We start from the raw sequence: 20,099 nt of genomic DNA, 5'->3' as shown, positions 1-20,099 counted from the left end.
TGTTCATTCAATCCTATTACCTATATGAAAAAAACCTCTCTTTTTATCAGTTTTTTATTGATTAGCGCTGCAAGTTTTGCACAGAAAGATGTACAAAAACGCATTCAGACGCAGTTTATCATGGCCGAAAACGGCTCTACTATTGAGCTTGATGAAGGTTCTTTTACTTTTTCTGCCAGCCTTTCTATGGAAGGCAAGAAAAATATCACTATCAAAGGCAAAGGCAAAGACAAAACTATTTTATCATTCAAAGGCCAAACCGAAGGAGCTGAGGGGATTCGCGTCTCAAACGCCGAAAATATCACTATTGAAGACCTGACTGTACAGGATAGCAAGGGTGATGCCGTTAAAACCATGAATGTAACAGGCATTACGTTCAGAAATGTAAAAACCGAATGGACAGGCGGCCCGAAAAAAGAAAATGGTTCTTATGGCCTTTATCCCGTACAATGTGAAAAAGTTTTAATTGAAGGTTGCGAAGCCATTGGCGCTTCTGACGCTGGTATATACGTTGGGCAGTCGAAAGATATTATTGTGCGTAAATCAAGAGCCTTTCAGAATGTGGCAGGTATTGAAATTGAAAACTCGTTGAATGCCGATGTATATGAAAACGAAGCAACCGGAAACACCGGAGGCATTCTGGTTTTTGACCTACCCGACTTAGTACTGAAAAAAGGCGGTTATACCCGTGTGTTTAAAAACAACATTCACCATAACAACCTGCCTAATTTTGCACCAAAAGGCAATATAGTAGGCAAAGTGCCAGACGGAACAGGTATTTTAATTCTGGCGGCTAACAATGTAGAAATCTTCGATAATCAAATTATCAACAACAAGTCAGTAAGTACAGGTATTATCAGTTATTTTACTACAGAAAACCCTATCAAAGACCCTTCTTATTATCCGTATCCTGTGGCTATTAATATTCATGATAATGTTTTTGAACGTGAGAACGTTAAAGCTACTGGCAAAGGGCGTTTCGGGCAGATGTATAAGTTTAAGCTACGCTTTGGCAAGAATGTACCGCACATTCAGTGGGACGGTATTGTTGATACTAAAAAACCTGAGAAAGTGCTGTGTATAAAAAACAACAAGAATGCATCATTTGCCAACCTGGATGTAGAACATAATTTCAAGAATGTATCTCGTGATGCCTCAGCACATGATTGCAGCCTTGAAAGCCTGAAAATGGCAAAAATTGATTAAAAACGTAACACAGAATGACATTCTGTGACCTGATATTTTCGATGCAAAGATTCATATTATTATTGATAGCCTTAGGCATTTTTGTTTTGTCTTCTTTTAATCAGCAAGAGAAAAAGCAAGAATATCAAGCAACTGCGCCCAAGGAAAAGCTCTCGGAATATAATTTTTTTGACGGAAATATAGCCGAGCAAAAACCTGCTAACGGCGTAACGCCTTATTCGCTGAATACACCGCTTTTCAGCGATTATGCCGAAAAACTCCGCTTTGTAAAATTACCTGAGGGCACAAAAGCAGTATATAATGCTAAAGAAGTGTTGGATTTTCCGGTAGGAACCACCCTTATTAAAACCTTTTATTACCCCAACGATTTCAGAAATACAGCAAAAGGTCGTAGAATAATGGAAACCCGCTTGTTGATTCATGAAGCTGAAGGTTGGAAAGCGCTTGCCTATGTATGGAATGAGGAGCAAACAGAAGCCTATCTGGAAGTTGCAGGCGAAACCACACAGGTGAGCTATATAGACCTGAACGGCAAAAAGAAAAAACACGAATACAGCGTTCCAAACCTGAATCAGTGCAAAGGTTGCCACAACCTGAATGAGCAAATGCGCCCAATTGGCCCGTCAGCCCGACAACTGAATGGTTATTATAGCGCATGGGGAATAAACCAAGGCAGCGAAAACCAGCTTGTTGCTTGGCAAAAGATGGGCATTTTGCAAGATTTGCCTGCCATTGAGCAAGTACCCAAAGCCCCTGTATGGAACAAACCCGAAACAGGGAGCATTGACGAAAGAGCTCGTATCTGGCTTGATATTAATTGTGCACATTGCCATCGTTTAGGTGGCCCTGCGCAAACATCGGGCTTAAACCTAAGCATTCATGAGGCAGACCCGCTGGCGTTTGGTATTCTCAAAACTCCGGTAGCGGCAGGGAGAGGTTCAGGCAATAAAAAGTTTGATATTGTACCGGGTAAACCCGAAGAATCAATTTTGCTTTACCGTATAGAATCGGTTGACCCGGGTGAAATGATGCCGGAAGTAGGCAGAAAAACTGCCCATAAAGAAGGTATTGAACTCGTAAAAGAATGGATTAAACAAATACAAAAGCCTTGATAGTATTGTGAATATAAAAAAACCTTCTGGTGAAAATTTGTGCTTGTAGTGATTCACAGATTTAATCAGAAGGTTCTTTTTTCTTCCTAAATTCAGGAAGCCTTATGGCTTTACTTCTACTATAACATTTTCTCACTTTCAACCGACTTTACACCTTTTTTCGATAAGGCTTTTACACCGAAAATCAAATCAGCAAAGCGCTCATCTTTTGTTAAGCCTTTTTTGTATCGGCCATATATCTGTTGAATTACAACCGAATTCTTAAACAGCCCAAATACATAGAAATAGAGTATATTTGACACATCACGCCCGCTTTTTTGAGCATATCGTTCGGCAAATTCCTGCCTGCTGAGGTTACCTGGCAACCACGAAAGGTTAAAGCCTTTCTCGAATAGTCCATCGTTGGCTTCGGCCCAATAAGACAAAGTTGTACCAAGGTCCATCAATGGGTCGCCGACGGTTGTCATTTCCCAATCTAAAACAGCCAGAATATCAGCCCAGTCGTTGGCATTCAATACCAGATTATCATACTTGTAATCGTTATGAATCAGCGTTGGCGTACCTTCAACAGGTAAATTTGCTTTTAGCCAGCTAGCCAGATTATCCATAGCCGGAATCTCGTCTGTCTGCGAGGCCAGATAGCGTTTATACCATCCTTCTACCTGCCTTTGAATATAGCCTTCGGGTTTGCCTATGTTAATTAATGCGGGTTGTTGCCCATTACTTGCTTCAATATCAATTGCGTGTAGTGCTACAAGATTATCGCACAGTGCTTCTGACATTTTCCGCATCATTTCAGGGCTTACATTGTTCAGTAGTTTAGGCGCATCTTTTGCTCTGAGAATAACACCCTCTACCCGTTGCATCACATAAAACGGGCAGCCCATTACGGCTTCGTCTTCGGTATATATAACAGGTTTCGGTATTTTGCTGTAGCCACTGGTTTGCAGGGCTTTCAGAATCTTGAACTCCCGCCCCATATCGTGCCCACCTTTAATGTCTTTAGCACCAAAAGGGGGGCGGCGTAATACATAAGCTCGGCTAGCTGTTTTAAGCAAATAAGTAAGATTAGAATATCCGCCCGGAAACTGCGCAATTTCGGTAATTGGTTCAAAGTCAGGTAAAGCCGAACGCATAAAATCGTTCAGCTTTACCAAATCTATTTCTTCGCCCTGCCTTACACTTGATGCAGAATCTATTTTAATAGAAGTCATAGGCTCAGGCAGGTTGGTGCTCGTTCCTCAATAAATCATTAACCGTTTTAACAGGATTAAAGGTAATAAGTGGCACCTCTACAAAAAGCGTGTTCCAGTCTGACATCGCACCATTCCACAAACCCGGCAACTCTTGTGCTTTCAGGTCTTTACCACTCTGCGATTTTTGTGTAATAAAGCCAGTCATTGGGTCACGGTAGTTCAGTAGATTGAACTTATTGCCTTTATAATCTTTTACTGAGCATATCAAATCAACCGGATTGAAGTGCGTTGCTTTATCAAAAATCTCTTTTTGCTGCGCATTTTGTAAATCAATCTGTGCCGACTCTACTACTTGCAACGATACTGAGCTGTCAGGGTCTTTTGCCCAGAATGGCCCACCACCCGGCTCACCAACATTTTTCACCATACCACACAGGCGAATCGGACGGTTGAGTTTGCGTTTACAATAATCCATTTGTGCATCAACCGAGTAACTCGCAAAGCCATCAGGAGGCAGCGTACAAAGTTTGGTTTCCAATAAATTCAGTATTTCTTTCAGTAGTTTTTCGTCTACTTCATCATTATACAATTTGGTAAGATACGAGAATATCTTCTCCTGATAATCTAATAGTAAGCCAGCCAATGCCTTTTTATACAAGATGGTTTTCTTTTTAAGGCGGTCAGGCACTACGTTATCTACGTTTTTAATGAAGATAATATCGGCCTCTTGTTCATTCAGGTTTTCAAGCAAAGCACCATGCCCTGCCGGACGGAAGAGTAGTTCATCATTACCGGTGCGGAAAGGTGTATTATCAATATTTACCGCAATGGTATCAGTTGATGGCTTTTGCTCCGAAAAACTGATGCTATATTTTACCTCATATTTAGCTTCATATTTTGGAAGAACCGAATCAATCAAGGCTTTGAATTTCTTACGGTGCTCAGGCGATACCGTAAAATGTAATTTTACTTTACCATTGCTATTGGCATATTTTGCGCCTTCTACCAAGTGTTCTTCTACAGGTGTGCGAGCAATCTTGCCATATTTATGAAAATGTAACAAGCCTTTAGGCAAAGTACCATACTCAAGCCCTTTGTCGGTAAGCAGGTATTCTAAAACAGTCTGATAATCGGCTGATTCTGTACCTATGGCTTTTACAAGTTTATCATAAAAAGCAAAATCTTTGAGGCGTTCCAGAAATTCATTAACCGATTTATCAAGTTTGCCCTCATCTTTGGCAGAGAACAAAGATTTAAACATACGAGTGGCCGCTCCTGAAGCAGGCACAAACTTTAAGAGTTTCAGTTTTGGTGCTTTTGCATCAAAGTATTTAGCATATTTACCTGCTTGTGAGTCAGAAAGTGCGATAATGCCATCGCCAATGGTAGCAGCTTTTATTACGTTCAGATACGGAAAACCTTTTTTAAAGTTTTCTATCTGTTGCTGAATCGTTTCCAGGCTTGCGCCACGTAGTTTTATTTTGTCAAGGTCTTTTTCGATGAACATATCACTTGTTGGTATTTATACTTTTGATTGTGATTATTGCGATGTAATTTTACAAAAATTTATACTTAAGGCAATACTTTGGGTTGATTTATTACGAAATTCATGAATAGCATTCTTTCTCTCCTTCAAGCTACGCAACAGGCATCGGCAGGTATCAGAAATTTATCTGACACACAAAAAAGTCAATTATTGAATCGATTAGCAGTACTTATCGAGCAGTCAAAAAACCAGATTATGGTCGAAAATAAAAAAGATTTAGACCTGATGGATAAAACCGACCCCAAATATGACCGCCTTTTATTGAATGAAAGCCGTATTCAGGGCTTAGCCGATTCGTTGAGAGAAGTTGCTCTACTACCCGACCCAACCGGACAAATACTGCTCGACAGTAAACTTGAGAACGGGCTGACGATAAAAAAGATAGCCGTACCTATGGGTGTTGTTGGCGTAATTTATGAGTCACGCCCAAATGTAACTATTGATGTTGCTTCGCTATGCTTGCGCTCAGGCAATGCCTGTGTATTAAAAGGTGGCAAAGAGGCTAATTTTTCTAATCAGTGTCTGGTAAGTTTAATTCATCAGGCTTTAGCAGAAGCCGGTGTAGCTAAAGATGCTGTATTGCTATTACCAACCGACCGCAAGTTTACAGAAGAGCTATTGAAAGCTACCCGTTTTGTAGACATTATTATTCCGAGAGGTTCCGATTCGCTCATACAATATGTACGCCAGAACTCCCTGATTCCTACTATTGAAACAGGTGCGGGGGTAGTACATACCTATATAGAAAAAACTGCCGATTTAGCTAAAGCAAAGGCCATTGTTGTGAATGCACGAGTTTCTCGCCCATCGGTTTGCAATTCGCTTGATTGCGCCATTGTTGATGAGGCTATCTTAGCAGATTTCTTACCACTCCTGATTGAAGATTTCAACAAATGGAATGTAGAAGTATATGCCGATGCACCAGCCTATGCGGTTTTCAAACAAGCAGGTTACGAAAAACTACACGAAGCACAAGCAGAAGATTTTGGTAAAGAATGGCTAGATTATAAAATCTCAATCAAAACCGTAAGTGGCATTACCGAAGCCCTTGCGCATATTCAAGCATATTCATCAAGGCATTCAGAAGCTATCATTACTGAAAATGAAACACTAGCAAACCAGTTTTTATCAGAAGTTGATGCGGCGGCTGTTTACCACAATGCCTCTACACGTTTTACTGATGGCGGGCAGTTTGGTTTAGGCGCCGAAATCGGCATTTCTACCCAGAAACTCCACGCACGAGGGCCATTTGCCTTAGAGAAATTAGTTACAGAAAAGTGGGTAGTAACAGGTAGCGGACAAGTTAGGTGGTAAGCATTTGCAATAAATTTCTTTATAAATAAAAGACAAAAACAGATTGATACTCGTTATAAATGAATAAATAGGTAAAATATTATTAATTTGTCCACACAAACTTGTGATTATTTATGAAGAACTTGCCTGAGCAATTTGCTCATCCCTATACTTTCGCTCCAAAATTCAAAAAATCTGTTGTTTATTTCTCTATGGAATTTGCCATAGACCAATCACTTAAAACTTATTCGGGCGGGCTTGGTTTTTTGGCAGGCTCACACATGAGGAGTGCCTACCAATTAAAACAAAACTTAATTGGCATAGGTATGTTGTGGAAATACGGTTATTATGACCAAACCCGCAATGCCGACAATAGCATGGCAGTACAGTTTCGTGAGAAAATATATAGTTTTGTTAAAGACACAGGTATCCGTTTTCAGCTTACTATCCAGAATCGTCCGGTCTGGATTGCAGCATATTTCCTGCCGCCACAGACATTCGGCTCTGTACCCATGTTTTTTCTGACAAGTGATACTGAAGGAAACGACAACTGGGCTCGCTCGCTCTCCTATCATTTATATGATAAAGATGCTTCAACAAAAATTGCACAATGCATGATACTTGGGCTTGGAGGCATGAAATTGCTAGACGAACTGAATTACCAGCCGGATATTTATCACTTCAACGAAGCACACGCTGTATCGGGTGTGTTTCATTTATATAAGAAATTTGGTAAACTGGCCGAGATAAAAAAACACTTAGTATTTACTACGCATACACCCGAAGAAGCCGGCAACGACAAGCACGATATTAACCTGCTTGAAAGCATGAACTTCTTTAATGATATTCCGCTGACAGAAATCCGCAAGATAACGGGCATTAAAGATAATATCTTTAATCATTCGCTTGTTGCCCTACGTTTCAGTAAAATTGCCAATGCCGTTTCAAAATTACATGGCGATGTGTCTCGTACAATGTGGAATGGGCATTCGGGCGTGTGCCCCATTACTCACGTAACCAATGCACAGAATAATTTGTATTGGGCCGATGAAGAATTAGAAAAAGCACGCAGGAAATCTGACACAAAAAAGATTACTGCACGCAAAAAAGAACTTAAAAAAGTACTATTCAAGACAGTAGCCGACCAATGTGGCAAATTGTTTAGCCCCGATGTGCTGACAATTGTTTGGGCAAGACGTTTTGCTGCCTATAAACGCCCCGACCTACTGACAAGAGACAGAGAACGATTTGAAAGGCTTATGCGCAACACGCGTTACCCAATACAGTTTATCTGGGCAGGTAAGCCTTATCCTTTTGATGAAGGTGCCATTAGCAATTTTAATCAGTTATATTACTTGAGCCATTTGTTTCCGAATATGGCCGTACTGACAGGCTATGAGCTGGCACTGTCAAAAACCATGAAAGATGGTGCTGATGTGTGGTTAAATACCCCGATTGTAACCAGAGAAGCATCGGGCACCAGTGGCATGACAGCCGCTATGAATGCCGCTCTTAACTTTTCGACGTTTGATGGATGGATTTGTGAGTTTGCTACCGAGCAAAACTCATTTGTAGTACCCGTAGCGCCAAACTACCCCGAATGGGACAGAGACAATACGGATATAAATAATCTGATGGATGCGTTGGAGCAAAAAATTCTACCTATGTATTACGACCGCCCAGCCGATTGGCAAAGCACCGTATTACAAAGCATGAACGACGTAAATGCTTTCTTTGATTCGGATCGAATGGCTACCGAATATTATGAGAAAGTGTATTGATATTTAGACTATTTTAATTTTCTACTTAAGAATTATTTAAAATATTTTAATCTCTTTTTTAGGCAATTTTAACATCATTTTAATTTCGTCACTTATATACGTCTAATAATTTGGTCGAGTAAATATGCTGTTTGATAGAGAAAATTCGCTATTTAGTTGAACCCTTCTCTAAACTTAAGTTGTTTATACTTATATTTGTATTATCCTATTTCTAGTAGAAAAACATGGTATCAGTTAATAAGAAAGAAATATGCACAAAAGTGTGTGTTTTATTAATACTGATGTTCTCTTTTATTTGCAGGCAATTTCTTAATGAAGGTATCCGAATTTATGACTTAGCAGCAGATGAATCAGAGCAGTGTTTAGATATTAGCTTAGAGGATAGCTGTTCTTTGGAAACAACATCGCTCAGTACTGATTCAGCAGAAGAATGTATTATGTCAAATATGTTCAAACCTGTACTTATTGAGCTCACCCTTTGTAAAGAAGCTATTTCTTTTACCACCAATATACATGAAGTATATTTAGGTCTTAACACTCCCCCACCCGAGCAATTGTTTTTGCTCGTTTAAGTGTTTTTTACAATTTGTAGTGTTTGTTGCAAAGTAATTTTTGCAGCAAAAATTGCCATTTTTAAAACTCACTTAGCTAGCTTCTCACATTAATCATAATGATTTTTTTAAGGCAAAAACCCTTGCCGGGCTATTGCTTTATATATCATTGTACGATTCCAATAAAGAAATTGGACTTTCAAAGATTCGCTTGGAGAAGCGATTTATTAACAATAAATTTATTTTAAGTATATGAGAGTATATATAAATTATGAATCACCAAAGAAACTTATGAAAAATCTTACGTTTTCACTATCGATGCTTGTACTTGTGGCATCTTCCTGCTCTAAAGACGACGGAAAAGACAAAGTACAGGAAACGGAAAAATTTCCGGTAACTTCACCTATTGCCATCGATACCACATTGCCTATCGACTACGTGGCCGAAATCAATGCCGTTCAGAATGTCGAAATCAGGGCACGTGTAAAAGGATATTTGGATCATATTTACATAGACGAAGGTAAATATGTAAAACAAGGGCAGTTGTTGTTTACAGTCAATAACCCTGAGTTGAAAGAAAATGTGATTAAGGCTGCGGCTGTTTTGAAAAGCGTTATTACAGAGCTAAAAGCGGCTGAACTAGACCTGAAAAATGTAAAGCAATTGGTAGATAAAAACGTAGTTTCGAACACCGAGCTTGAAATGGCAAAAAACAAGGTTGACTTAGCTAAAGCAAAAGTTGAAGAAGCACAAGCCAACGAATCTTTTGCCAAAATACAGCTTACTTATACACAGGTTAAGGCACCATTTAGTGGCATTGTAAACAGGATTCCGAACAAAACCGGAAGTTTGATTGAAGATGGTACACTATTGACAAGTATTTCTAAAAACGATGAAGTATTTGCGTATTTCGATGTTTCAGAAAAAGAATACCTGAACTATGCTTCTAATTTAAAGACCAATGCCGAGCAATCTAAAAACGTAACTCTGATATTAGCCAATGGTGAAGAGCATCCTTTTAAAGGGCAAATTGAAACTACCGAAGGCGAGATAGAGCAGAGTACAGGTAACATTGCGTTCCGTGCCAGATTCAGTAATCCTGATAAAATTCTGAAACACGGTGCCAGTGGCAGGGTGCGTTTGTTAAGAAAATACAAAAACGCCTTGATTATTCCGCAAAAAGCTACTTTTGAGGTACAAGACAAAATGTATGTCTATGTAATCGACAAAAGTAATAAAGTTAAAACTAAACCTATTACTACCAATAGCCGTATGCCGCATTTTTATATCATAGAATCAGGCTTATCGCCTGATGATAAGATTATCTATGAAGGCATTCAGAATATTAAAGATGGTATGACTGTAGAACCTCAATTCATAGAAATGAACGAAATATCTAAAGAATTAGCGGCCAACAGTACTTCTAAATAACCCTCATTAACATGTTTACAAATTTTATCAACCGACCGGTACTATCGTTGGTTATATCCATCTTTATAGTACTACTTGGGGTGTTGGCTATGATTGGTTTGCCCATCACCCAGTATCCCGACATCGCCCCTCCGGCCGTTTCAGTTATTACCAAGTACACAGGTGCCAATGCCGAAGTTTGTGCAAAGGCGGTTGTTATGCCGCTTGAAAGAGCGATTAATGGTGTGCCCGGCATGACCTACATGAACTCGGTTTCTGGTAACGACGGAACGAGTATCATTCAGGTTTACTTTCAGGTAGGTACCGACCCTGACGTTGCGGCAGTAAACGTTCAGAACAGGGTTACAACCGTACTCGATGAGCTCCCAGAGGAGGTTATCAAAGCAGGGGTATCGACCGAGAAAGAAGTAAATAGTATGTTGATGTACATCAACCTAATTAGTGAAGATACTTCTCTCGACGAAAAATTCATTTATAACTTTGCCGACATCAACGTTTTAGCCGAGCTAAAACGTATTGATGGTGTAGGTTTTGTTGATATTATGGGTTCTCGTGAGTACGCCATGCGTGTATGGTTAAAACCAGCCAGATTGGATGCCTACGAGATTTCAGCCGAAGATGTTATTCAAGCCTTAAAGGCACAAAACGTAGAGGCTGCTCCAGGTAAAGTCGGCGAAAGCTCTGGCCGCCAGCCACAATCCTTACAATATGTATTGCGCTACACTGGTAAAATGACTCAGAAAGAGCAATACGAAAACATTGTCATCAAAGTATCCGACAATGGCGAGTTGCTTCGTCTGAAAGATGTAGCTGATTTAGAATTTGGATCACTCGATTACGACGTACTATCGAAAGAAAATGGAAAGCCTTCGGCCGCCATTGTGTTGAAACAAAGACCGGGTTCAAATGCCAGCGAAGTAATTGAAAACATAAAAACCCGCTTGGACTTTCTGAAAGAAACCACTTTCCCACCCGGCATGACTTACACAGTTAGTTATGACGTATCTCGTTTCTTAGATGCCTCTATTCATGAGGTAATCAAAACCCTTATAGAGGCCTTTATATTAGTTGCCATAGTAGTATTCTTATTTCTGCAAGATTTCCGCTCTACACTTATTCCGGTGTTAGCGGTACCTGTTTCGTTGGTCGGCACATTTGCTTTTATGCAGTTGTTTGGCTTCTCTATCAACCTACTTACATTATTTGCCCTTGTATTGGCAATTGGTATTGTGGTAGATAATGCCATTGTGGTTGTAGAGGGCGTGCATGCCAAAATGGAAGAGAAACATCTTGGGCCAAAAGAAGCAACCATTGAATCGATAGGTGAAATTAGTAGTGCCATTATTGCCATTACCCTCGTAATGTCGGCGGTATTTGTACCCGTAGCGTTCTTATCTGGTCCGGTTGGGGTATTTTATAGGCAGTTCTCCGTCACGATGGCGATTTCCATCGTTATTTCAGGGGTTAACGCCTTAACCCTTACACCAGCCTTATGTGCCTTGATGCTTAAGAATCCGCATACCGAAACCAAGAAAAGCAACTTACTAACCCGATTCTTCGATAAGTTTAACCAAGGTTATGATAAATTATCTGATAGATACAAGCGTTTGTTAGGCATTATTGCCAACCGTCGTTTGGTAACTGTACTTGTGCTTGGTGCTTTCTGTTTTGGTACTTGGGGTGTAGGTAAAGTTTTACCTACCAGTTTCATTCCTACCGAAGACCAAGGGACTATCTACGCCAACGTAACTACACCCGTAGGCGCTACGCTTGAGCGTACAGAAGAGGTGATGAACGAAATTGACCGAATAGCACAAAAACTACCGGAAGTAGAATCTATCTCTAGCTTATCAGGCTTTAGTATGATGACCGACGGTGTGGGTGCTTCGTTTGGTATGAGTACCATTAACCTGAAAGCATGGAAAGACCGTAAGGCTACTGCCAATGATATTATTGCGCAGATGAACGAAAAAACCAAGCATATCAAAGGGGCCGACATACAGTTTTTCCCGCCTCCGGCCGTGCCGGGTTTTGGTAATGCCAGTGGTTTTGAGGTTCGTTTGTTAGACAAAACCGGTTCAGGTAACTTACAACGCATTGCAACAGTAGCCGATGAATTTATGGAAGAACTCAGAAAACGCCCTGAAATCAAGGAAGTGTTTTCGAGTTTCAATCCTAACTTCCCTCAATACCTGATTCACGTTGACCAGGATATGGCCGCTAAAAAAGGAATTTCTGTTGATGCTGCCATGAGTAATCTGCAATCGCTTATTGGTAGTTTTTATGCTACTAACTTTATTTTGTTTGGGCAAATGTATAAGGTAATGATACAGGCTGACCCTAAGTATCGTGCACAACCGGAAGACATCATGAAACTTCGTATCAAAAACAAAAACGGAGAAATGGTGCCTTATGCTATATTCAGTAAGATTGAACGTGTATATGGCCCCGAGCAGCTAACACGTTATAATATGTATTTTTCGGCTATGCTTAACGGAGATGCCGCTAAAGGTTACAGTAGTGGTGATGCCATCAGAGCTATTCAAGAAGTTGCCAAAGAGAAACTACCTAAAGGCTATACTTATGAGTGGTCGGGTATGACACGTGAAGAGGTTCTTTCAGGAGACCAGGTAGTGTATATTTTTATTATCTGTCTCCTATTCGTTTACCTGCTCTTAGCAGCACAGTACGAAAGTTTCATGCTCCCATTGCCTGTTATCTTATCGTTACCAGTAGGTATATTTGGTTCATTGTTTTTCCTTTACCTATTTGGGTTGGAAAACAACATTTATGCTCAGGTGGCAATGGTAATGCTCATAGGTCTCTTGGGTAAAAACGCTATCCTGATTGTGGAGTTTGCCGTACTTCAACAAAAAGAAGGAAAGTCGGTGCTCGATGCAGCCATAGGTGGTGCAGTAGCTCGTTTCAGACCTATTCTGATGACCTCATTCGCTTTCGTTGCAGGTTTGATTCCGCTGATGTTTGCATCAGGTGCAGGTGCTATTGGTAACCGCACTATCGGTTCTGCCGCTGCCGGGGGTATGTTGTTCGGAACCATCTTTGGCGTTATCGTCATTCCTGGGCTATATATCATTTTTGCAGGAAAATCTAAACGAAAGAAAAACACGAAAAAAATCACTGAAGAAGCGTATGTCGAAGCATAAATATATTTATTTCATTGTCTGTCTCATTTTTTTGGGTGGTTGCAAAATCAAATACAATTTACCGCAGAATAAGTCTGTTGCCATTCCACAAAAGTTTAATGTTACAACCGACACTACAAACACGCAATTAGCCAGCATGCAGGATTTCTTTGCAGACCCTGACCTGATGGCCTTAATTGACACAGCCCTAAAAAACAATTTCGACCTGCAGGTAGCGATACAGAACATCGAGTACGCTCGTGCAGGAGTGCGTTTTACGCAAGGCATCGATATGCCTGATTTGGGCGTTAGCGTGGCTACTGCACAACGTAAATTCGGTAATTATACTATTGATGGTGTGGGTAACTACGATACGCAGTTTTCTACCAATCTGGATGATAAACAAAAGCTCCCTTCACCCAACGTACCCGATTATTTTATAGGTTTACAATCGTCGTGGGAAGTTGACCTTTGGGGCAAACTTAAACACAAAAAGAAAGCAGCAGCGGCTCGTTTTATTGCCAGCGAACATGGCCGTAATCTGGTAGTAACCTCTTTGGTTTCTGAAATTGCCGATGCTTATTTCCAGTTGCTGATATTAGACAACGAACAGAGAATTCTGGAAGATAATATCCGCTTGCAACAATCTGCTTTAGATATTGTATCTGTAATGAAACAGGCAGGCCAAGCTAACCAGTTAGCAGTTGAGTTAATGAATGCCCAGTTGCTTAGTTCGCAAGCTTTAAAAGTAGAGGTAAAACAACAGATAATTGAGAACGAAAACAAAATCAACTTCTTGATGGGCCGATTCCCCCAACCTATTGCACGCAAAACCGTAGCTTGGGAAAGCATCATTCCGCCTAAACTGGCAAGTGGTGTACCTTCTCAGTTGTTAGAAAACCGCCCGGATATTAAGCAAGCAGAATTTGAACTGATAGCGGCTGACGCCAATATCTATTCAGCAAAAGCAGCGTTTTATCCATCGCTCAATATCAATGGTTCTATGGGTTTGCAGGCGTTTAGAGCAGCCGTGTTGTTTAATCCGGGTTCGTTTGCTTATAACATAGCCGGTGGATTGTTTGCACCGCTATTGAACAGACGACAATTGATTGCCGACCTGATGGCCACAGAAGCCGAACAAAAAATTGCTTATACCAACTATCAGCGTACTATCGTAAACAGCTTTACAGAGGTTTACAATTATCTGAACCGAATCGAAAATACCAACGAAATGCACGAGTTGAAAGCCAGAGAAGCAGATATGCTCAAAGGCTCAATCAATACTTCGATTGAATTGTTCCGCTTTGGACGGGCAACTTATCTTGAAGTAGTAACGGCACAGAAAAACGCCTTACAGGCGCAAATGGAATTAATTAATTTAAGAAAGAATCAATTCAATGCCGTTATCGGGCTTTACAGAGCATTAGGCGGCGGTTGGCGCTCAGCGATTTAATAAAAAATAAGAGAAGGCTGTTCGATTGAGCAGCCTTCTCTTATTTATTGACATAATCTGTTTAAAATCTACGCTTTCACACGTCTCTGCTCACTTTCTGAACCACCATTCTGGCGCACTTTCAGGTTTTGGCCTTTGTTGAATCTGTATGAAAACGAAATAGTTATTACACGTGTATCAAGATAACTGAACCAACTAGCGGCTGCATTTTTGATATTTCTGATGTCGCCACCAACCTGATTGGTATAAAATATATCGTTTACGTTCAACTTAAGCGTTCCCTTATCTTTCATGATTTTTGTTGATACCCCTGCACGCACCGAACCAATTGGTATTACTAAAAATTGTCCTGATAGTAGTTTTGTCTGATAAGAACCTGCCAGCTCAGCGCTCCATTTTTTATTAATAATAAACTGGTTGGTTGGCACTACTACCCAATACCAACGTGAATCGTCGAGGGTTTCGGTATAGATAGGGCTTTTGAATCTGTTATTAAGATAAGCCGTGTACAACTGAATTGTCCACCATTTGCTCACCTGAAAAGTGCCGTTTATTTCTACGCCGCACGAAACCTGCTTGGCAAAATTACCCGGGCGACTATAGTAAATATTACCTCGTTGCTCGTTGGTTTCTGAAATCACATTGTTGGCCTCGCTATACTGCAAAGTTGTAGTTAGAAAACTCTTGTAGGTATAAGATAGCTCGGCATTATACGAGAATGTAGGTTGCAAGAACGGGTTGCCACCGTAATACGTAAATCTGTCCATCGGATACGTAAACGGATTCATATCTTTATAATTAGGGCGGTCAATTCGGCGACCTAATGAGAACCCTAATACATGTTTTGATGCCGTATCAACCCTGTATTGAGCATAAAAAGTCGGAAAAAAGTTAGTATAGTTTCTTTTGAATGAAGAGTCTTTCACTACCACATTTCCTAACTGATTACCTACTATGTTAGTATTTTCAAGACGCAGCCCAGCCTGAATTGAGACCTTCTTGAAATCTCTTGAATAATTCACATAAGCGGCATTGATGTTTTCTTTGTACTGAAAATTATTCGAGAATGTATAATTAGGTTCTCTTTTGTTGTCAACTACATCATAAAAATCAGCAATATTCCCTGTATTTACAAAGCTGGTTTTGGCTCCTGCTTCAATGCGTCCTCCTTTGGTAAGTGGGTTAATGTAATCAATTTTTGCAGCTCTGATACTAATATCAGAAGGCAGATTCGATTCCAGAATGCTTTTGTTTAATAAACTCCCGTCAGGATTCAGATTCTTATTTTCTAAGCTTTGCTCGATTGTAGACCTATACATAATGTTATCCACATTTACCGATATTTCTTTTCCTTTCGTATCAAACTGGTGAGTCATATTAATATTCACACTACCATTCTTAAACAAAATATCCATTGGGTTGTAAGCATCTACCAGACCCGTTATTTCATTCTGACCGTTACGAATAGTAGCTGTATTTTTCACATTGCGGCTAGCTGGATTAATAAATCCGCTTAAAGCAAAACCCAAAGTTGTTTTCTTAGTTACGTAATAATCAAGTCCTAATCTCAGGTTCCGGCTTCCGTTAGAAGGTCTGATGTAAGAATTCTGAATAAAAGTTGAACTCAACTGGCCTTCTGGTGTAAAATACTTACGGGTAATCGTTAAATCCTGATAGCTATTATTCTGGTTTACGCTGGCGTTGGTAAAGAAGTTAAGCTTATTGATACGATAATTAAAGTTGAAACTATTATTAGTACGCATAAAACGCCCCTGCCCATAAGACAGATTCAAGCCGCCGTTCATACCACGGGCAATGTTTTTCTTTAGTCGGATATTTATCACGCCCGAGTTACCTGCTGCATCATATTTAGCAGGTGGGTTCGTCATAATCTCGATAGACTCGATGCTTGATGATGGAATAGTACGCAGATAATTAGCCAAATCAGCGGCCGACAGATAGGTAGGTTTGTCATCAACAAACACTACTACTCCACCCTTTCCTCTTAACGATATATTCCCGTTTACATCTACACTTACACCTGGCGCCTTTTCAAGCACCTCAAGAGAAGTAACTCCGGCGTTGCTTATCAACGCTTCAGGATTTACAACCGTGCGGTCAATCTTCTGTACTACAAAGGCTTTCTGGGCTTTTACGGCCACCTCTTGCAGTTCGGTAGCATTACTTGCAAGCGTAATTGTTCCTAAATCAATATTGGAATTTTGCGCATTCAAGATGATTTTAGCCGATGTGTACTTATCCATACCTACATAACTGATGGCAAGAGTGAGGGTATCGTATTTCAGGCTCTCAAATTCAAACTTACCATCTACATCGGTAAACGAAGATTTTAGGATGTTTTCCTTCTGGCCTTTTAGCAAAATAACTGTAGCGCCAACAATTGCTTCGTTTTTATCGCTCTTTACAAGCCCTTTGATAGTCCCGTTTTGTGCTTTGGCTACAGTTGTAATTAATAGTAAAAGAAATAGCTTTTTGAACATAATTTTGTGTGTATGCTTAATTTAGGTGTAAAAACTGTGGATAAAATGCAGTATCAACGGAAAATAACATATAACCATTGACCCGTTTCATATCCGGCTCTGAAAATTGAAATGATGCTACCAACGATAATAATCGGAAGCATGAATCTGAATAGTTTAGAATTAATGAAATTGTCTTTTTTCATAATTTTAAATGTTCATGTTAGAAGTATAAAAATGCACAAAAGCTGTTAAGCCTTTCAAGTTCAAAAATATAAGATACACAACAAAGCGATTTGTCAAATCCTGCTAATTTTGGTTAGCTTTTGGGAGTATTTCATTTAATAAAATGCGATGGAGCAACCCCAAAGTGTTTTTTGAAAGCTTTGCTGAAAGTATGAATATCCGAAAAGCCTGATTCGATGGCAGCCGTTGAAACAGAGTACCTGTCTTGTAACAAAATATTCCGCCCAGATTCAAGGCGTTTCTGGATAAGGTATTGATTAGGTGAAATACCGAAAACCAATTTGAAAAGCCTGAAAAAATGATACTCTGACATGCAGGCTTCTTGCGCAATGGTATCGATGGAAAGTGGCTTAGAGAAGTAAGAATCAATAAACTCTTTGCCTCGTTGAAGCCTGCGGTATAGGTCTTTTTTTGTAGTTGGTTTTATACCCGGAATTGCCTGTAACTGCTTAAAAACCGGAATCTGGTCTTCAATGATTCTCTCTGAAATTGTATAGAAAAACTCTTTTACTACATCTTGCTTGCTTAACTCGTTCTGATAAACTTTGCTTGTTAAGTTTCGCAACAAACGCCCTACCTGTGTTTGTGTATCAGAGTACTGATTTTCTAAAAAATGACTTGATATAAAAAATTGTCCAAGTTCGCTATCAGTATAAGCAGTATCGGGGCGGCGTTGGCTTGCCAATACTTCGGCAATAATAGCAGGCGTAACATTTATGCAAATGCCTTTTACATTTTTGTTGGCTTCAACCTCAACATTGCCTTCGTAGGTATCGTTTGTAAGCAGGTATTTCCCGGTCTCTATCGGGTAGTTTTTATCATTCAGCTTGTATCTTTCTACACCTTCAACCACATATTTAATGGCAAATCCTTCTGCCTTCACGGGCTGATAGTATTCTCGTAGCGAAGAAAAAATCAATGAATTCTGATTTATTCTGATAACATCAAGTGAGTTTTTATGTTCGTTGAATAAGTGAATCATTGAATTGAAAATAGCTTTTTCATAATTTTATTCAAAATAAAACCTATTTTGCCTTTCAGTCAGGTAGTTTTTGATAAAAGGTTATTTTTTATGAAGAGCGAAAAAAGCCTCCGATTTGAGGTTGGTATTAGCAATATTTTACATTTGAGGTATGCAAAATCTCTCCAACTTCATTGAACTTCAGCTAAGCAACCCCAAACTTAGTATTGAAGAAATGTATAGTGCGCTAAGTACGGTACAACAAAATAAGCTGGCAGGTTTAATTGTGCCACCTTTCTGGGTAAAGAAAATGCGCCGGGATTGGGGTACAGAAAACACAGCTACGCTTGGCACTGTGATTGGTTTTCCGAATGGGTATCAGCGAACTGAGGTAAAGCAATTAGAAACTGAACTGGCGCTTAAAGATGGGGCCACCGATATTGAAGTAATGCTGAATACCTCGGCATGGTTTTCGACACAAAACAATTGGGTAAAAATAGAATTTGCTAAATTGGGCAAGCTCATACATCAGCAGGAAGCCTTTTTTACTGTAGCTATTGATGCTAATTATTTTGATACTCCTAATCTGCAACAGGCTATAAAAGAAGCCATTGATGCAGGGGTAGATTATATAAAAATTTATAAGCCTTTCGATATTAACGAATCTCTACGCATAAAGGAATGGATTCCTGCTAGTGTGGGTTTAAAAGTATGTGCTGATGGGGCTAATCAGCAAGAATTGCAAAAGCTAATTAATGCCGGAGTAGAAAGAATATGTATAAATAACTTTACTTCTAGCCAAACATTTAGTTTTTAGTTTTCATCATTTCATGTACATCAGGTTGGGTATTCATGATTTCTACTTCAATGTTTTCAAAAGAACCGTTTTCAAGCCTGTTCAGTTTTTTGGGCACACCCAAGATTTTCACTTCTCGAAGCTCGCCATAAATTTTACCTGAAATAATAGCTTTCGTATCAGTCTCCCTATGCCATTTTGTAATTTCAAGTATAAAATCAGTATCGGCTTTGCCATTCACAAAACCATATATAGTAGTATTCTCTTTTTTGCCATCAACCGCTCCCGAAAAATTCACTTCCATATCTCTAACACTATATTTTGAAGGGCTTTCTTTAGGGTTAAATACCTGAATACTCATAACCCGGTTGTCAGGCGATTGAATTGAAGCAAACTGTAATAGCAAATAGGGTTTATTGTAAGCAAAGTTTTTAACACCTTTACGCCAAAATGTAGCTCCCTTATAAGTAACAGTGGCTTTGAAGGGTTTACCATCAAGCATGCTTACAAAATCAGCTCGCTTGCTTTCTGCTGAGTGTAAAGTTGTAACATCTGGATTGAAGCCCTTCGGATAAATTTTGTAACCTTTACGAATGGCGTCATCATAACTCTTTGACTCATCGGCAGTATAAAAATCAACGAAACCATCTTGCCCTGCTTTAAGCTCATTCAACTCCTGCTTGGTATCCAAATTCTTGATTTTTGTAATACGAGCTAAATATTTAAAGCCATTATTAGAGTAAATTTCTATAAGCTCTGACTTTTTCAATACCCCTGATTTAACAGACAAAATGCCATAATAATTACCTTTAGACTCGCCAAGATAAATATCTCCGGTTTCGGCAACAAATGCTTGAGCCAATGCAGAACCATGTATAAATAGAAGAAAAACGAGTATTCTCAT

General features: G+C 39.6%; 15 protein-coding genes. 9 read left to right on the top strand and 6 right to left on the bottom strand.

The genetic code is table 11. The annotated features are described in order from the left end of the window. The first annotated feature begins 24 nt into the window (after positions 1–24). Positions 25–1,206, top strand: a complete 1,182-nt coding sequence (locus WAE64_RS05160) for a parallel beta-helix domain-containing protein (RefSeq protein ID WP_340235161.1) — start codon at positions 25–27, stop codon at positions 1,204–1,206. Positions 1,207–1,220: 14 nt separating this feature from the next. Continuing rightward, entirely contained in the window at positions 1,221–2,318 is a 1,098-nt protein-coding gene (locus WAE64_RS05155) for an SO2930 family diheme c-type cytochrome (protein ID WP_340235160.1), read from the top strand. A 119-nt stretch (positions 2,319–2,437) separates the two neighbouring features. Here the strand turns inward: WAE64_RS05155 and WAE64_RS05150 are convergent, their stop codons facing one another. Continuing rightward, complete coding sequence (locus WAE64_RS05150) at positions 2,438–3,532, bottom strand: phosphotransferase family protein (protein WP_340235159.1); 1,095 nt, start codon at positions 3,530–3,532, stop codon at positions 2,438–2,440. A gap of 4 nt (positions 3,533–3,536) precedes the next feature. After that, on the bottom strand, positions 3,537–5,021 hold the full coding sequence (locus tag WAE64_RS05145) for a DUF4301 family protein (protein ID WP_340235158.1): 1,485 nt from the start codon (positions 5,019–5,021) through the stop codon (positions 3,537–3,539). A 102-nt stretch (positions 5,022–5,123) separates the two neighbouring features. Here WAE64_RS05145 and WAE64_RS05140 point away from each other — a divergent pair, with 102 nt between their 5' ends. The 6 genes from WAE64_RS05140 to WAE64_RS05115 all read left to right on the top strand — a co-directional run bounded on the left by WAE64_RS05140 (position 5,124) and on the right by WAE64_RS05115 (position 14,712). Further along, positions 5,124–6,374, top strand: coding sequence for a glutamate-5-semialdehyde dehydrogenase (locus WAE64_RS05140; protein WP_340235157.1), 1,251 nt, complete (start codon positions 5,124–5,126; stop codon positions 6,372–6,374). 113 nt (positions 6,375–6,487) lie between these two features. Further along, positions 6,488–8,134, top strand: coding sequence for an alpha-glucan family phosphorylase (gene glgP, locus WAE64_RS05135; RefSeq protein ID WP_340235156.1), 1,647 nt, complete (start codon positions 6,488–6,490; stop codon positions 8,132–8,134). A 224-nt stretch (positions 8,135–8,358) separates the two neighbouring features. Then, complete coding sequence (locus tag WAE64_RS05130) at positions 8,359–8,706, top strand: hypothetical protein (protein ID WP_340235155.1); 348 nt, start codon at positions 8,359–8,361, stop codon at positions 8,704–8,706. Between the two features lie 270 nt (positions 8,707–8,976). After that, positions 8,977–10,116, top strand: a complete 1,140-nt coding sequence (locus WAE64_RS05125) for an efflux RND transporter periplasmic adaptor subunit (RefSeq protein WP_340235154.1) — start codon at positions 8,977–8,979, stop codon at positions 10,114–10,116. Positions 10,117–10,127: 11 nt separating this feature from the next. Further along, positions 10,128–13,280, top strand: a complete 3,153-nt coding sequence (locus tag WAE64_RS05120) for an efflux RND transporter permease subunit (RefSeq protein ID WP_340235153.1) — start codon at positions 10,128–10,130, stop codon at positions 13,278–13,280. Continuing rightward, positions 13,267–14,712, top strand: a complete 1,446-nt coding sequence (locus tag WAE64_RS05115; protein WP_340235152.1) for an efflux transporter outer membrane subunit — start codon at positions 13,267–13,269, stop codon at positions 14,710–14,712. Before WAE64_RS05120 ends, WAE64_RS05115 begins: the two co-directional genes overlap by 14 nt. Positions 14,713–14,780: 68 nt before the next feature. Here the strand turns inward: WAE64_RS05115 and WAE64_RS05110 are convergent, their stop codons facing one another. The 3 genes from WAE64_RS05110 to WAE64_RS05100 form a co-directional block, all read right to left on the bottom strand. After that, complete coding sequence (locus WAE64_RS05110) at positions 14,781–17,213, bottom strand: TonB-dependent receptor (RefSeq protein WP_340235151.1); 2,433 nt, start codon at positions 17,211–17,213, stop codon at positions 14,781–14,783. A gap of 53 nt (positions 17,214–17,266) precedes the next feature. Continuing rightward, a complete protein-coding gene (locus WAE64_RS05105; protein ID WP_340235150.1) occupies positions 17,267–17,398 on the bottom strand; it encodes a hypothetical protein in 132 nt (43 codons plus the stop codon). A 131-nt stretch (positions 17,399–17,529) separates the two neighbouring features. Further along, positions 17,530–18,420, bottom strand: a complete 891-nt coding sequence (locus tag WAE64_RS05100) for a helix-turn-helix domain-containing protein (RefSeq protein WP_340235149.1) — start codon at positions 18,418–18,420, stop codon at positions 17,530–17,532. 151 nt (positions 18,421–18,571) lie between these two features. Between WAE64_RS05100 and WAE64_RS05095 the strand changes: the two genes are divergently transcribed. Next, positions 18,572–19,216: a deoxyribose-phosphate aldolase gene (locus WAE64_RS05095; RefSeq protein WP_340235148.1), complete on the top strand. Its 645-nt coding sequence runs from the start codon at positions 18,572–18,574 to the stop codon at positions 19,214–19,216. On the opposite strand, the gene WAE64_RS05090 is transcribed toward WAE64_RS05095, so the two are convergent. Then, entirely contained in the window at positions 19,206–20,099 is an 894-nt protein-coding gene (locus tag WAE64_RS05090; RefSeq protein WP_340235147.1) for a hypothetical protein, read from the bottom strand. The two genes, WAE64_RS05095 and WAE64_RS05090, sit on opposite strands and share 11 nt — an antisense overlap.

This window comes from Emticicia soli, assembly GCF_037860775.1.
GTDB classification, from domain to species: Bacteria; Bacteroidota; Bacteroidia; order Cytophagales; family Spirosomataceae; genus Emticicia; species Emticicia soli.
The sequence above is the reverse complement of the archived record's forward strand: the minus strand, read 5'-3'. Positions and strand labels throughout refer to the sequence as shown.